Annotated in this window: 11 protein-coding genes; 6 read left to right on the forward strand and 5 right to left on the reverse strand. The window is 62.8% G+C overall.

All coding sequences use genetic code 11. The features are described 5' to 3' along the window. Positions 1-77 precede the first annotated feature (77 nt). Both PspR32_RS14330 and PspR32_RS14335 read right to left on the reverse strand, forming a co-directional pair. Positions 78-2,333 (reverse strand): ATP-dependent DNA helicase, encoded by a 2,256-nt coding sequence (locus PspR32_RS14330; RefSeq protein ID WP_159388745.1) that lies wholly within the window; start codon positions 2,331-2,333, stop codon positions 78-80. Continuing rightward, entirely contained in the window at positions 2,330-3,973 is a 1,644-nt protein-coding gene (locus PspR32_RS14335) for a VRR-NUC domain-containing protein (protein WP_159388746.1), read from the reverse strand. Before PspR32_RS14335 ends, PspR32_RS14330 begins: the two co-directional genes overlap by 4 nt. Positions 3,974-4,096: 123 nt before the next feature. Here PspR32_RS14335 and PspR32_RS14340 point away from each other — a divergent pair, with 123 nt between their 5' ends. Beyond that, positions 4,097-4,981, forward strand: coding sequence for a ChaN family lipoprotein (locus PspR32_RS14340; RefSeq protein WP_036997038.1), 885 nt, complete (start codon positions 4,097-4,099; stop codon positions 4,979-4,981). 17 nt (positions 4,982-4,998) lie between these two features. On the opposite strand, the gene PspR32_RS14345 is transcribed toward PspR32_RS14340, so the two are convergent. The 3 genes from PspR32_RS14345 to PspR32_RS14355 form a co-directional block, all read right to left on the reverse strand. After that, a complete protein-coding gene (locus PspR32_RS14345) occupies positions 4,999-6,396 on the reverse strand; it encodes an aminotransferase-like domain-containing protein (protein WP_100783388.1) in 1,398 nt (465 codons plus the stop codon). After that, entirely contained in the window at positions 6,393-7,865 is a 1,473-nt protein-coding gene (locus PspR32_RS14350) for a hypothetical protein (protein WP_145959322.1), read from the reverse strand. Before PspR32_RS14350 ends, PspR32_RS14345 begins: the two co-directional genes overlap by 4 nt. 516 nt (positions 7,866-8,381) lie before the next feature. After that, positions 8,382-9,407 carry a zinc-dependent alcohol dehydrogenase family protein gene (locus tag PspR32_RS14355; protein ID WP_010225212.1) on the reverse strand — a complete coding sequence of 342 codons (1,026 nt, stop codon included), beginning with the start codon at positions 9,405-9,407 and terminating at the stop codon, positions 8,382-8,384. A gap of 199 nt (positions 9,408-9,606) precedes the next feature. On the opposite strand from PspR32_RS14355, the gene PspR32_RS14360 reads away from it, so the two are divergent. The 5 genes from PspR32_RS14360 (at position 9,607) to PspR32_RS14380 (ending at position 14,678) form a co-directional block, all read left to right on the forward strand. Beyond that, positions 9,607-10,521 (forward strand): LysR family transcriptional regulator, encoded by a 915-nt coding sequence (locus PspR32_RS14360; protein WP_159388747.1) that lies wholly within the window; start codon positions 9,607-9,609, stop codon positions 10,519-10,521. 175 nt (positions 10,522-10,696) lie between these two features. After that, complete coding sequence (locus PspR32_RS14365; RefSeq protein WP_232531733.1) at positions 10,697-10,837, forward strand: abortive infection family protein; 141 nt, start codon at positions 10,697-10,699, stop codon at positions 10,835-10,837. Positions 10,838-10,893: 56 nt separating this feature from the next. Then, positions 10,894-11,538, forward strand: coding sequence for a DUF2026 family protein (locus tag PspR32_RS14370; RefSeq protein WP_159388748.1), 645 nt, complete (start codon positions 10,894-10,896; stop codon positions 11,536-11,538). 669 nt (positions 11,539-12,207) lie between these two features. Then, positions 12,208-14,040, forward strand: a complete 1,833-nt coding sequence (locus PspR32_RS14375) for an AAA family ATPase (protein WP_159388749.1) — start codon at positions 12,208-12,210, stop codon at positions 14,038-14,040. A 2-nt stretch (positions 14,041-14,042) separates the two neighbouring features. Beyond that, the gene (locus PspR32_RS14380) at positions 14,043-14,678 is read left to right on the forward strand and encodes a 4Fe-4S single cluster domain-containing protein (RefSeq protein ID WP_159388750.1); all 636 of its coding nucleotides are present in this window, start codon (positions 14,043-14,045) and stop codon (positions 14,676-14,678) included. Positions 14,679-14,686 lie beyond the last annotated feature (8 nt).

A 14,686-nucleotide genomic window follows, 5' to 3' on the forward strand; every position in this document is an offset into this window, starting at 1 on the left:
AGGGTAATGAAAACAGGCAGTTTACTGGCACTTTGACAAGCTTGCGACGGTGACGATCCCTGGCGTGGCAATTATTTCTACTGTGGCGCCCACCAGGCCGGAAACATGCGTTGTACACGGGCTTCGGCGAAGCGGTCATCGATCAGCAATACCGTGCCACGATCCTGCGTGCCACGAATCACCCGTCCTGCCGCCTGAATGACCTTCTGTACCCCGGGATACAGGTAGGTGTAGTCGAACCCCGCGCCGAACAACCGGGCCATGCGCTGCTTGATCTGTTCGTTGACCGGGTTGACCTGGGGCAACCCGAGGGTGGCGACAAACGCACCGATCAGGCGCGTGCCGGGCAGGTCGACGCCTTCGGCAAAGGCCCCGCCGAGCACGGCAAAGCCCACGCCCTGGCCCTGGGGAGCAAAACGTTCGAGAAAGTCCTGGCGCTGCTGCTCATCCATGCCCGGTGCCTGGCGCCATTGGCTGATGGCCGGATAGCGCGCAGCCAACAAGGCCGAGACCTGCTGCAGGTACTCAAAGCTGCTGAAAAACGCCAGGTAATTGCCCGGCGCACGCCCATATTGCTCGGCAATCAGCTCGACGATCGGTGCCAGGGAGGCTTCCCGGTGCTGGTATCGGGTCGAGACGCTGCTGATCACCTGCACCTGCAATTGCTCAGCGGCAAACGGAGAGGCGACCTCGAGCCAGGCGCAATCGGCTGGCATGCCGAGCAGGTCGGCGTAGTAGTGGCGCGGGCTGAGGGTCGCGGAAAACAGCGTGGCACTGCGCGCTGCCGCCAGCCGGGGGCCGATCAGCGCTGCGGGTACCACATTGCGCAGGCACAGGGTCGACAAGGCACGCTTGCCCGGGCCCGGGCGCTTGCTGATATCAAACAGGAAGTGTTCGTCGAACAACTCGCTGACGCGGGTGAACTGCAGCGCCTGGAAAAAGAACTGCAGCACAGCCGGGTCAATGCCGGTCGGGTTCTGGTTCAGTTGCTCCTGGATCGCCCCGACACACTGCTGCAAGGCCCTGAGCAGCGCCTCGGGCAAGCCGTCAACCACCCGATAAGGCGCCACCTGCTCCTTGTGCAGGGCGTTCCACTGGCGGTTGAGACGGTCCAGGGCGCTGCTCAGGCCTGCGGGCTTAAGCTTGCGCAGGGCCAGCAACTGGCCCTGGTCGAGGCTGGCGCTGTACATCTGCCGGGCCCTCTCGACCAGGTTGTGCGCCTCGTCCACCAGCAGCGCCAGGCGCCACTGGTTGGCCTGGGCCAAGCCATACAGCAAGGCGCTCTGGTCGAAGTAGTAGTTGTAGTCGGCCACCAGCACATCGACCCACCGGGCCATCTCCTGGCCCAGGTAATAGGGACAGACCTGATGGGCCAGGGCCACCTCGCGCAGCGCCGCTTGGTCCAGCACTGCCACGGCCTGGGCGGCCTGGCGCGCTGCGGGCAGGCGGTCGTAAAAGCCCTTGGCCAACGGGCAGGCATCACCATGGCAGGCCGTGCCGGGGTATTCACAGGACTTGTCGCGGGCCACCAGCTCCAGGCTGCGCAGCGCAGGCTGGGTAGCGCTGGCCATCACCTGCCGAAGCGCCTCCAGCCCCAAGGCACGGCCAGGGGTTTTGGCGGTGAGGAAGAGGATTTTGTCCAGTTGCTGGGGGACCATCGCCTTGAGCAACGGGAACAGGGTGCCGAGGGTCTTGCCAATGCCGGTGGTGGCCTGGGCCATCAGGCAGCGGCCGGTGCTGACCGCCTTGTACACGGTTTCGGCCAGCTCGCGCTGGCCTTGGCGAAACTGCCCATGGGGGAATGCCAGGGCCTGCAAGCCCTGATTGCGCGAAACCTGACGCAGCATCTGCTGCTCGGCCCAGTGCAGGAAGATCGCGCATTGGCCATTGAAAAACTGCTCAAGCTCGTGGGCGCTGCGTTGTTCTTCGACCAGCGTCTGTTCATCACTGTCGACATTCAGGTAGACCAGCGCCAGGCGCAACACCGGCAACTGGCGCTGCTGGCACAGCAACCAACCGTAGACCCGCGCCTGGGCCCAGTGCAGTTGCCGGTGGTTGTCGGGCTGGCGGGCCAGGTCGCCGCGGTAGGTCTTGATTTCTTCGAGGCGATTGAGCCGCAGATCGTAACCGTCGGCACGGCCGCGCACTTGCAAGGTCGCGTACTGCCCCTCAAGGCTGACTTCGGTCTCATACCCCTCACCCCGTCCGGCCACTACCCGGCGATGGCCGCTGATGCCCTCCTCGGCGGTGGGCGACGGCGTGAAGCGCAGGTCGAGGTCGCCGACCTTGGCGCTGAACTCACACAGCGCCCGCACCGCCACACGGTAGCTCATGGTGCCCATTGCACGTGGCAGACTTCCACCGGCAGGCCGTGCCCGGCGCAGAACTCGATCCAGCGCAGCTGGCTGTCCTGCAGGCGATCGCCCGGGCCCTTGACCTCGATCATGCGGTAGCGCTGCTGCTCGGGCCAGAACTGGATCAGGTCGGGCATGCCCGAACGGTTACCCTGGATGTCGTCAAGCAGGCGCTCGAAGCAGCTTTTCAGGTGCGCCGCGGGCAGGCAGGCCAGGGCCTGCTCAAGCAGCGCTTCGCTGAGCAGCTGCCAATAAACGAAAGGCGATTGCAGGCCCTGCTTGCTGATGAAATGGCGGCGGATGGTCTGCCGGTAGCTGCCATCGTCCAGTTGCCCCAGGCAACGTGCGAACAGCTCGCTGCGGCGCCCGTGAAACTCGGCGTCATGCAAATCCTGCGGCGCGCTCTGGAACGGGTGGAAAAACGCGCCAGGCAACGGTGCGAAGATCGCCTCCCAGCACAGTAGGCCGAACAGGCTGTTGAACAGGCCGTTCTCGACGTAATGCACCTGCCCACCGCCCTGCCCCAGGTGCAACTGCACGGCCTGCTCCACCCCCAGGGCCGCCAGCTCGGCCGGCAACTGCAGCTCGACCAGGCTGACCTGCGGCTTGGCCCGCCGTGGCTGCGCCGGCCCGCCCAGCTTGCGCTGCAAACGCGGTAACATCCGCGCCAGGGCCTGGACCTCAAGGCCATTGGCCGGTTGCCGGGCAATCTGCGAGGCCAGCTCGAACGCCTGTGCCCACTGCTCGCTACGCTCCAGCACCCGCACCTGACGAATGCGCGCCTGCGGATGCTGGCTACGCGGGTAGATGCGCAAGGCCAGTTGCCAGTCGGCCAGGCGCTCGCTGTGCTGGCCAAGCTGATACAGCAGCCGTGAGCGCCGGCGCAGCAACCAGGGGTTGTCGCTGTCCAGGCACTCGATGTGCTCGACCACCTGCTCAAGGGCCACGCCCTGCTCCAGCAACTCGGCGCACTGGTGCAAGGCCAGCGCGACATCGATATCGCTGCGTTTGCGCAACGCCCGCGAGTCGTCGCTGAAGGCCACTTGTTCGTAGCGCAGCAAGCCAAGGTCGGCGAGCACGAATTCCGACCAGTCCTGGTACAGGTTGCCGAAGAACAGCAGACGCAAGCGGTCACACAAGGCCTGCAGGCGCAACTCGATGATCGGCTCATCGAAGCCGGGCAGCCATGCCTGCAGCGGCCGGGGCTGCAGATCGAGTGCCTGCAGCTGGGCCAGCAGCTCGCGCTTGGCGGCCCGCGGGCGCTCGAGCCACTCGGCAAAGCCGCTGGCCAGCTCGTCCTTGCGCAGCAGATGGAACAATTGCTCCAGGCTCAGCAGGCTGTCATCGGCCACCCAGCCCAGAGCCAGCAAGGGCGCCAACGCTGCCTGTGCCGGGCCGATTTCGGCGTAGTCGAGCTTGCTCGGGCGAAACAGCAGCCCCTTGCGCATCACCATGCGCACCAATAAAGCCCGGGCTGCCTGCGGTTGCTGGCGAAACTGGCGGATGAAGGCCTGCTCCTGGTCGTCGAGCAGGTCGGCATAGCGCAACTCGATCCAGTCGAGCACTTGCTGGAAGTTGTGCAGGTAATAGAACGGGTCGTCGACGGAATGAGCGATCACGGGACAGTACGGGCTGGCAACTGGAACACTGGTTATACATACAGACTCATTGGTCTGGCAACCTGCGTGCGACCAACGTAGGCTCTTGCTGGCGATTACGATCCATGACGACAAGGAAATCCCATGCGCATAGGACTGCTCTGCCTGGTCGGCCTGCTGGCTGCCTGCCAATCCCATCAGGTTCTGCCACCACCGGCACCGATAGCGCCCCATGGGCGCGATCACGCCGACGTTGGCATGATCCGCGAGTTGGCCAGCGGCCGTACCCTGACCCCGCAGCAACTGGTCGAGCGCCTGGCTGCGGCACCACGGGTGCTGGTCGGCGAGCAGCACGACAACCCCGACCATCACGCCCTGCAACTGTGGCTGTTGCGCGAACTGGCAGCCCGGCGCCCGCAAGGCAGCCTGTTGCTGGAAATGCTCAACCCCGACCAACAGAACCGGGTCGATGCCGTGCAGGCCGCATCGCGCGCAGGGCAGCCACCTGCCGACCCGATCCAGGCGCTGGCCTGGCAAGCCGGTTGGGATTGGAGCCTGTACGGACCGCTGGTGACCTATGCGCTGCGCCAGCCCTATGCCCTGCTGGCCGCCAACCTGGACCGGGCGCAGGTAATGCAGGTCTATACACAGCGCCCGACGCTCGAAGGCCACGCCTCCACCACCCAACAGGTTCAAGCCACCCTGCTCGCTGACATTCGCTCGTCCCATTGCGGTTTGCTGCCCGAGCCCCAGATGCCGGCAATGCTGGCGGTGCAGCAACAACGCGACCGGCGCATGGCCGAACGCCTGCTGGCCGCGCCCAGCCCGGCGCTGTTACTGGCCGGGGCATTCCATGTGCGCAAGGACCTGGGCGTACCGCTGCACCTGATCGACCTGGGAGCACCCGGCAGCGACCCGGTGCTGATACTGGCCGAGGCCGGCAAGACCGTCAGCGCCGAAAGCGCGGACTTTGTCTGGTACACCGCCGCGCAACCGGAACAGGACTACTGCGCGACATTGCGCCGCTGACGCCGATGCGCGGGGGCTCAGCTGGCCTGCTGGGTGCGCCGCAGCTCGTCACTGAGGATGCTCAGGCCGTACTGCAGGTCCCCTTGCGGCCCCAGCGGCCAGCCCAGGCGCAAATGCCGACGAAAGTCGCCACGCAAGCTGAACAGTTCGCCCGGGGCGATTACCAGGCCTTGCTGCAGCAAACGATGGAACAACGGCCGGGTATCCACCGGCGCCCGCACCCAGATACAGGCGCCACCCGCCGGCATCTGGAACTCCAACTGGCCCCCCAGGTACAGCTGCATCTGCCGGTACAGGTGGCTCAGGCGCTCGTGCAAGCGCAAGCGCAGTTGTTCCAGGTGCCGGTCGATGCGGCCCTTGCTGTACAAACGTGCTACCGCTTGCTGGCGCAAGGGCGGCAAGCGAAAACCGCGCAACAGAAACTGCCGGTGCAAGGGCCCATGCCAGTTCCGGGACAGCAGGTAGGCATAAGGCGCCTCGGCACCGACACTGCGCTCCAGCGAAGAGAACACCAGCAAGCGTTGCGGGTCGACCAGCTCGCGCAGATAGCCCGCCGCCGCAGGCTGGAAGCACAGCTCGGCCTCCAGGTCGTTCTCCAGTAACCACACCCCGTGCACGTCAAGGAGCTGCGCCATGGCCTTGCGGTCAGCCTCCGGCATCAGGCTGCCCTGCGGGACACTCAGGCGTGACGACAGCATGGCCAGGCGCACCGGCTCTTCACGTAGCAGCCGGGCGAGCTGCTCGAGGTCCAGGCCACCCTCAGGGCCCAAGGGCAGTTCAATGACCCGAATCCGGGCGGCCTGAAACACCCGCAACAGACGCCAGGAACAGGGTGTGGTGACCAGCACCGCACTGTTATGCAACTCAAGGGCCGCCAGGGTGGTCTCCAGCAACGAACGTACATCCAGCGCCAGGTAGACATCCTCGGCACTCCAGTACAGCTGCGCCGAGCGGGTGTAGCGCGCCGCCAGGGCGGTGCGCAGCTGCAGATCGCCCCATGGCTGGGGCGCACCGGCAAGCCGCGGATACTGACGCAACAGCTGGCGCTCGATACCCAACAGCGTTGCCTCGATCGATGGCAAGGCCTGCGCCTGGCCGCCGCTGAGCACCAGCATCTGCGGCGAGTTGGCATGCTCCTGCAGGTCCTGAAGCAAATCACCGCCACTGCGCGGCTGGCCGTCCAGTGCCGGCACCTTGGCAAAGTAGCCGGACTTGGGCACCGGCTGTACCCGGCCCTCATGCTCAAGCAGTGAATAGGCGTACTGCACCGTGGAAATCGACACGTCAAGGCGTTGAGCAAGGTCACGCAGCGAAGGCAGCTTGCTGTAACTGCCCGGTGCCATCTGAGCAATCAGTTCGACCAGGTAACGGTACACTGCCCGATAGGCGAACTCGCCGTGCGCCGGCGCTTTCATCCATGGCCGCCAGGCTGCTCGGCCTTGAGCCAAGTCCATGCCGTCGGCGCCAGGCGCAGGTGTTGCAGGTCCGCGCCGCGGCCCTGAATACGCGCCAGCAGCGAACGCGGCCGGGCACTGGGCTGCGGCTCTCGCTGATAGAGCATCTGCAGCAGTGGCAAACTCAGGCCGCTGATGTCGATCATCCATTGCACCACCGGCTCAGGCGCGGGCAACTGCTGCAACGCCTTGTGCAGATAGGGCAACGCCACCAGCATGCCGGGATGACAGCGGCGCAGAAATACCTCGAGCCGCAAGCCACGGGAGACGAATGGCGCAAACAGCTGGCAAACCAGTTGCGCCTCGCTCAGGCCATAGGCCTGCAAGGCAAACTCATTGGCCTGGGCCCGGCGTTGCTGCAACTGCTCGGCGTTCTGCCAGCGGCCCAACACGCGAACCTGCACGGCTCGCGGCAGACCATTGCGCTGCATCAGCAACCGCGCCTGGCGCAGGTAGGCATCGACACCTTCACGGTAATCGCTGTCTTCGATGAACTGCGCATGCAGCCCGCTCAGGTGCGCCAGCAGCAACGGATTGGCCGTGCCCGAGCGTGCGCAGGCGTAATACTGCTCATCAAAGCGATACCCCAGGAAGCGGTTCAAGCGCTCGTCATGAGGCACGTCGGGGTCGTGAACCAGATCATCGATGGTGATGAAGCGCATCGCCGGCGCACACACGTCACCGACCGCGGCCTGAGGGAAGGTTTTCGCCTGGCCGTACAACTGCTCCAGGTAGCGCCGCCGCAGTTCGCTCAAGCCCTCGCACAGTGAGGCGGCGCAACTGTGGATAGGCCTGATGCTCAGCAGGTCCTCCTCACGCAGGGCCCTGCGGCTCCAGGCAAGGTAGCGCCTGCGCTCAAGCAGCGGCTGGGCGCTGATGATGGCGTCGACGCCGCCACGCCAGTCGAGGGCCTGGCGACACAACTCGGCCAGGCGCAAGTAGCCATGGCTGCCAAAACCTGCGCGTGGCAGCCCTGCCAGCAAATGACCGAACAGCAGCAGTTCATGACGTTCAGCCTGCTGTTGACTGGCAGAAGGACAGTGCCGGCTGTCAAAAGGCAGCAACTGCTGATCGACGAGCATCAACAGTTCGACCCGTGGGTCGTCATGCAGGAACAACGCCGAGAAGCCGTGCTCGATATTGCTCACCGCCGTAGCGCTCATGCCCGGCTGGCGGACCACGGCAACGCGCAGCTGAAACGTACCCGGCGACCGCGCAGCAATGCTCAACTGCGCCGCGCGCAGGCAGGCCAGCGCATGGCTGGCATTCTGGCTGCCATCCTGGGTGAACATCAGCTTGAACCCGCCAATGCGTTCGATACCGCCGGCTGCGACGATCAAGCGCTGTATCAGCAGTTGCAAGGACGCCCGCTGGGCTTGTGACAAGTGCTCCAGCAAGCGCTGCAACACTTGCTGATAAATATATTGCATGGCCTGATCGTGAATGCTGCCCATAACACATACCCGCTATTCAGAATATGGCGACCTGAAAGAAAAATACCCCAGCGAAGAACTTTCAATCAGCAAAGGAGGATAAACAAAATTCATCCTAAGAAACTTCCTACAACCTCCTACGGAAAATAACTTCAGAAACTATTATTCCTCCTGGCTCCCCCTCCCCAGCCTGGCAGCACAGCGCCTCTAACCCTCGGCTTACGACCCATCTTGCCTCGCTCCATGAGACGACCATTGACGAACTATTATCGGGCGTTGCCGGGCGAATAAAATATACAGATCAGGGTAAAAAAACAATTCAGAACCTGCCACCCAACAGTTATTATTCAGACAACATCACAGCACTTTTCCTCTTGTTTGAACATAGCAAGAATACTGTCGTAACACCGGGAAAAGTCACCGTGGAAATATCCGAAACCAGCCTAGGAAATACCCACAAAAAAGCCCGAGTCACGGCTCGGGCTTCAGTGTTGTTGCGTTTCGTTGCGCGTATTACCCGGGCAACGACAGGTCCAGCACCAGCCTGCCGCCGCACGGACACTCGTCCATGTAGCGATGTGCCTCGACCACTTTCTCGAACGGATAGGTCTTGATGATCAGCGGCGTGAGCAGTTTGTCGGCGGTGAACTGGTTGATATCGCGCAGGGCACGCTGCAGCGCCACCTGGTCCTGACTGATGCCCAGTTCCGGCTTGCCGGTGAAGTTGCCGATACAATGGACGAAGAACTGGATGTTCTTCTGGAACGCCGCGCAGGCCGGGAACGGCGTCTGGTTGCCGCCCTGCAGGCCGTACAGCACCAGGCTGCCCCGCGGCGCCAGGGCATCACCGAGCAGGGCCATCTGCGGGCCGCCGAGGCCGTCAAGCACCATGTCGACACCGCGGTTGTCGGTGTACTTGTTGATCTGCATGAGCAGGTCCTGCTCTTCGGTGACGATCACCTTGTCGGCACCGAGCCTGATCAGGTAGTCACGCTGGTCGGCCTCTTTGGTCGCGGCGAACACTTTCAGGCCCAGGGCCTTGCCCAACTGCACGAAAGCAGGGCCGGCGCAGTGGCTGGCGTCGGTGATCAGCGCCGTTTGCCCGGCCTTGGCCCGGGCTAGGTCGACAAAGGCAAAATAGGCGATCAGCAGCGGCGTGTAATGCACGCTGGCCTCGACCGGCGAGAGAATGTCCGGATAACGGGTCAGCGCGTTGCGCGGCATGACGATGACTTCACCGTAGACCGGATGCTCGTTGGCACTGCTGGCCGGAAAGCTGGCGACCTTGTCACCGATAGCCAAGTCGTCGACACCCTCGCCCACGGCTGTGACCACGCCCGCCATCTCGTGCCCGATCCCGGCAGGCAGGCGCGCCTGGGACGGCGCCAGGTTCTGCCGCCAGAGCACGTCGTACCAGCTGATGCCGATCGCTTCTACACGAATCTGCACCTCGCCGGCGGCCGGCTGCGCCTGAGCCTGCTCTTCGATCTTGAGCACCTCGGCCGGGCCGAACTTGTGGAAACGGATCATGCGGGACATCGCAAACCTCGCCAATTGAACCTCTAATGCCCTGAACTCTATCCGGGCTTTGACGGTTAGACCATCAGTGGCCATTAATAGTCAACATGCCTGTCATTGATTGATGCTAGTTCAGCCTTCATCAATTTATGCGGTGCAGGGTACCAGCCTTTACCCGTAAGATTCACCCCTGCCCCAACCGCCTTGTGAAGCCGAGCCGATGAACCGTAACGACTTGCGTCGCGTCGACCTGAACCTGCTGATCGTCTTCGAGACCCTGATGCACGAGCGTAGCGTGACCCGCGCGGCGGAGAAACTCTTCCTCGGCCAGCCGGCCATCAGCGCCGCCCTCTCGCGCCTGCGCAACCTGTTCGATGATCCGTTGTTCGTGCGCACCGGGCGCAGCATGGAACCATCGGCGCGGGCCATGGAAATCTTCGCCCTGCTCTCGCCGGCACTGGACTCGATCTCCACCGCGGTCAGCCGCGCCGCCGACTTCGATCCGGCCACCAGCACCGCGGTGTTTCGTATCGGCCTGTCCGACGACGCCGAGTTCGCCCTGCTGCCGCAATTGCTCAAGCGCGTGCGCGCCGAAGCCCCGGGCATCGTCCTGGTGGTGCGCCGGGTCAACTACCTGCTGATGCCGGCGCTGCTGGCCTCGGGGGAAATCTCCGTGGGCGTCAGCTGGACCAACGACCTGCCGGCCAACGCCAAACGCAAGGTGCTGCGGCGCAGCAAACCCAAGGTACTGCGGGCCGACAGCATGCCGGGCAGCCTGAGCCTTGACGACTTCTGCGCCCGCCCCCACGCCCTGGTGTCGTTTGCCGGCGACCTGGGCGGGTTCATGGACGAGATCCTGGAAAAGGTCGGGCGCAAGCGCCATGTGGTCCTCGCGGTGCCGCAGTTCAACGGCCTGGGCAGTTTGCTGACCGGCACCGACATCATCGCCACCGTACCCGACTACACCGCCGAAGTCCTGACCGCCGCCGGCGGCCTGCGCGCCGAGGACCCGCCGCTGGAGGTGCAGACCTTCGAGCTGCACATGGCTTGGCGCGGGTCGCAGGATAATGATCCGGGGGAGCGGTGGTTACGGTCGCGGATTCAGATGTTTTTTGGCGACCCTGAGAGTCTATAGTCGTTGTCGAGCGGGCTGATAATCTGATCATTTCTGCCTTTTCATAGTCCATGGAGATCCATCCACTTCCAGAGGATGAGGCTCCCAGGGCCATATTTGAGGGCATGCTATGGATGGTTTGAAAAGGATGCCCCCAGCCTAACGCCCAACAGTTCCCTTCTCGAAAAGTCACCCTTTGGATGCACTGAACACCGTCCGCAACCACGGAAGCGTCGCTCATCCAAACGAACACCTCATCGAGGCGCCAGAAGCCTTCCTGTTCGTCAATGCGGTCAGAACGCTTTTTCATTACCTGAGCAACAAGCTTGGCTACTGATTCTGTGCACCGGTGGAGTCCGGGGGACCGGGTCACCCTCATTGAAAAGGACAACCATGAGTAAGAAATCGCCTGAGCTAATACCGCTACTCGACTATTTGCGGATTCATCGTGTCATCCGCAGCGTGCTGGACTCGTGTCAGGCAGACACTGCTCACGCCTGCTGGTACTTCAGCATGGCGGGCGCTGCAATTCTCCGCCAGCACTATAGGAGGGAGGCTCACCCCCTCGCGGGCGCAATGTGCCTGATGACGGATGTCGAAGACTCGAAGGTCATGTGCTTCGCAACAATTGAAGAGAGCGAAGCCCATAGCAGCCCCAGCGCCTTCCACGCGATGGTTGCGTGCGACGGCTATCTAATCGACTTTATGAGTCCGATTTTTCCTGAGACTGCTAAATCTTCCCACCACGCATTCACCCCACCAGCCAAGTCCTTTCAGCGAAAATTCGACACCATGAATCTATCGCCCATGGAGCTCGAACAGGCTGGTGATTTTTTCTTCAATCCGAATCCAGTGCTGACAGATAACCTTGTGCGGAAAGTCCTGGAAAGCCGATTTCTCAGTGACGTGATAAAGGGATGCTGTGACTGGTATAGGCGGCCGCCGAAAACAATTCCTCCGACCATCACGGTGGGTGATGAAAAAGGCCAGATGACCACCGTGAAGCTCAAGGATGTGTCAGTAGTCGGTTCTTGGTAAGCAATACAGGGTTAGGCTAGCTACCCGAAACATGTCAAAACCGCTATGGCCACTTTGCGCTAGCAGGGCCGAACAAGAACTGGGTACGCATAACCTGCTTTGGTTTCAGGTCACTGAGGGAGGGCGTCTGGGCGTATCAGTGCCCTACCCTATCCCCAGTTTGGGCGCACACCGAAAGCCACCCGGAGCCATGCTGAATATTGTCAGGAATCGCCGTGAGCGATCGCTCGCATATTCAGTGCGGCTGGGGGCAATAATGGGGGAAAATATCAATTTTCCCTGCCTGAAACTGCCGTTCTAGAGCGCAGTCAAAATGTTTTTCGCCGACCCTGACATTTTTGACACACCTGAGAATCTTTCTAGGTCATGAGCCTTTGACTCACCCTCTTCAATGAGAGATAGCTCGCGTCGAAATCTGTCGATCTCGCGAATGCCCGCTATCGACTGTGGATTCAACCGGCGGACAGGTTCAGCCAATGTGTTGCATCCACCGGTTGAATCCACAACCCAAAACGGACCTCGCATGCCGCTTATTTACGAGGTATGCAGGAGGTATCGAGGCATACCTGAAATGCTGCCATCCAACGCGCTGAACTTTCAGACAGCAATACTGGAAAATACGCGCAAGGAACAATACCCTGCCAAGGATACAACCTAGACGAGTTGATCATGTCAGGGATTACACCGTTTCAAACCCCGCGTTGGATGCGTGACCTCGTCCGCTTCCTGCCACTGAAAAGCCAATTCGTCCTGTCGGGCAACATCCGCGACCTCCAGGCCTGCGAGGTCGCCCCTGGCACAGTCACGGCCCAGAGCTTCAACCAGACCCTGTGCGAAGCCCTGCTCGACACCGGCTATGGCCACGTGCTGGCTTGGGACCCGGTGGCTGGTTTTCGTGTGCTTGGCAAGCCCAGCAGCGACCCGGCACCGGGCCAAACCCTACTCCAGGAACTCGGCCTGACCCCGGTGAACGGTGCCGCGTCTGCGGGTATCGACCTGCTGGCAGCCACCGTGCAGCGGCTGCTGGCCCGCACCGATACGCCGGTCGCCCTGATCATCGACTTCGCCTCGCGCCTGGCGGTACGTAGCGATTCCTTGAGCGCGGCCGAGCACCAGCTGTTCACTCAGGCCCTGGTGCATGCCCACCAGGCGCGCAGCCGGCCGCAGCCACAAACGCGCAAGCCATTCTTCAATACGCTGCTGTGGCTGGTGGAAAAAGAAGGCGACCTACCGGACTGGCTGCTGGTCGACAATCCACGAATCCGCCACATTCCGGTCTCCAGGCCCGACCAACTGGCCCGCCGCGCCTTGGCCCCGGCCCTGCTCAAGGGGCTCGCCGGTAGCCAGGAGGCAAGTCAGGACGCCATCGCCCAGGCCGCGGACGCCTTCGTGCAGAACACCGAGGGCCTGCTGCTGCTCGACCTCAGCGCCATCGCGCAACTCGCGCGGGTCGAGGGTGTGGCCATGGTGCAGATCGCCGATGCCGTTCGCCGATATAAAGTGGGTGTCACCGAGGACCCCTGGCTGCGCATTGACCGCCAGCGCATCCGCCGGGGCGACGAGCTGGTGCACCAGCGGGTGAAAGGCCAGGACCACGCTGTGACCCACATGCTTGACATCGTCAAGCGGGCGATGACCGGCGTCGGCGCCAGCCGCAAGGGCAACCGCCCGCGTGGCGTGGCCTTCCTGGCCGGCCCCACCGGGGTGGGCAAGACCGAGTTGGCCAAGACCATGACCAGCCTGCTGTTCGGCGACGAAAGCGCGTATATCCGTTTCGACATGTCGGAATTCAGCGCCGAGCATGCCGACCAACGCCTGATTGGTGCACCACCCGGCTATGTCGGCTACGACGTCGGTGGCGAACTGACCAATGCGATTCGCGAGAAACCCTTCAGCGTGGTGCTATTCGACGAAATCGAAAAAGCCCACCCGCGCATCCTCGACAAGTTCCTGCAAATTCTTGACGACGGCGTGCTGACCTCCGGTCGCGGTGACCGGGTGTACTTTTCCGAAGCGCTGATCGTGTTCACCTCCAACCTGGGAATCTACCGCCTGGGCGATAACGGCGAGCGCGTTGCCAACGTACTGCCGGGTGAGCCCTACGAGCAGGTACGGGAGAAAGTCCACAGCGAGATCGACCGGCATTTCAAGCTGGTGCTCAATCGCCCGGAGATCCTCAACCGTATCGGCGAAAACGTCATCGTTTTCGACTTCATTCGTGAAGAGGTCGGCCTGCAGATCTTCGAACAGATGGTCGATGGCACCTTCAAGGACCTGCAACAGCAGGAACTGCACGTGGCCATCGCTCCTGAGGCGCGCCAAGCGTTGCACGCCCTGTGCCTGCGCGACCTGTCCAACGGCGGCCGTGGCATCCGCAACCAGCTCGAGGCGCATCTGCTCAACCCGCTGGCGCGGGCCTTGTTCGACCAGGACGCTCAACCTGGCGAGCATTTCGCCATCAGCCGACTGGGTCTCGGCGGATTGACCCTGGAACGTCGCTGACCATGGAGCTGAGCCTTTCCCGCGTGCACTTCCCGGTCACCACCCTCGGCCCAGGTCGTCGCCTGGGCATCTGGTTTCAGGGCTGCAGCATCCGCTGCCCTGGTTGTATTTCCGCCGACACCTGGGGGCCAGGCAAGCGCCGCGTGGGCATCGCACAGCTGCTGGAACAACTGACGCCCTGGTTGGTCGAGGCTGAAGGCATCACCCTCTCCGGCGGCGAACCCTTCGACCAGTTCCCAGCCCTGCTCACCCTGCTCCAAGGGCTGCGCCAGTCGAGCCCTCTGGACATTCTGGTGTACAGCGGCTACTCGCTGGAGCACCTGCAACCCCAACTACAACAAGCCGAAGGCCTGATCGATGCGTTGATCAGCGACCCCTTCGACGAGCGCAGCGAACAATCCCTGGCGCTGCGTGGCAGCGATAATCAGCGCCTGAACCTGCTGACCCCGCTCGGCCATGAACGCCTGGCCAGCTACCAGCGTCCCCTGCAACCCGCCGACCAGGCCCTCGACCTCATGTTCGACGAGAACGGCAGCGTGTGGATGGCGGGGATCCCTCGGCGTGACGACGTACTGCGTCTGCGCGACCTTTTGAACGTGCAAGGCCACCAGGTTCGCACCAGCGCGCACCGCCACTGACCGGAATT

Origin of the sequence: Pseudomonas sp. R32 (genome assembly GCF_009866705.1) — a bacterium.
GTDB lineage: Bacteria > Pseudomonadota > Gammaproteobacteria > Pseudomonadales > Pseudomonadaceae > Aquipseudomonas > Aquipseudomonas donghuensis.

Excerpts from the sequence above, each read along its gene's own strand:
- PspR32_RS14330 (WP_159388745.1), bottom strand. The coding sequence starts at position 2,333 with ATGAGCTACCGTGTGGCGGTGCGGGCGCTGTGTGAGTTCAGCGCCAAG.
- PspR32_RS14340 (WP_036997038.1), top strand. The coding sequence starts at position 4,097 with ATGCGCATAGGACTGCTCTGCCTGGTCGGCCTGCTGGCTGCCTGCCAA.
- PspR32_RS14345 (WP_100783388.1), bottom strand. The coding sequence starts at position 6,396 with ATGAAAGCGCCGGCGCACGGCGAGTTCGCCTATCGGGCAGTGTACCGT.
- PspR32_RS14350 (WP_145959322.1), bottom strand. The coding sequence starts at position 7,865 with ATGCAATATATTTATCAGCAAGTGTTGCAGCGCTTGCTGGAGCACTTG.
- PspR32_RS14355 (WP_010225212.1), bottom strand. The coding sequence starts at position 9,407 with ATGTCCCGCATGATCCGTTTCCACAAGTTCGGCCCGGCCGAGGTGCTC.
- PspR32_RS14360 (WP_159388747.1), top strand. The coding sequence starts at position 9,607 with ATGAACCGTAACGACTTGCGTCGCGTCGACCTGAACCTGCTGATCGTC.
- PspR32_RS14370 (WP_159388748.1), top strand. The coding sequence starts at position 10,894 with ATGAGTAAGAAATCGCCTGAGCTAATACCGCTACTCGACTATTTGCGG.
- PspR32_RS14375 (WP_159388749.1), top strand. The coding sequence starts at position 12,208 with ATGTCAGGGATTACACCGTTTCAAACCCCGCGTTGGATGCGTGACCTC.
- PspR32_RS14380 (WP_159388750.1), top strand. The coding sequence starts at position 14,043 with ATGGAGCTGAGCCTTTCCCGCGTGCACTTCCCGGTCACCACCCTCGGC.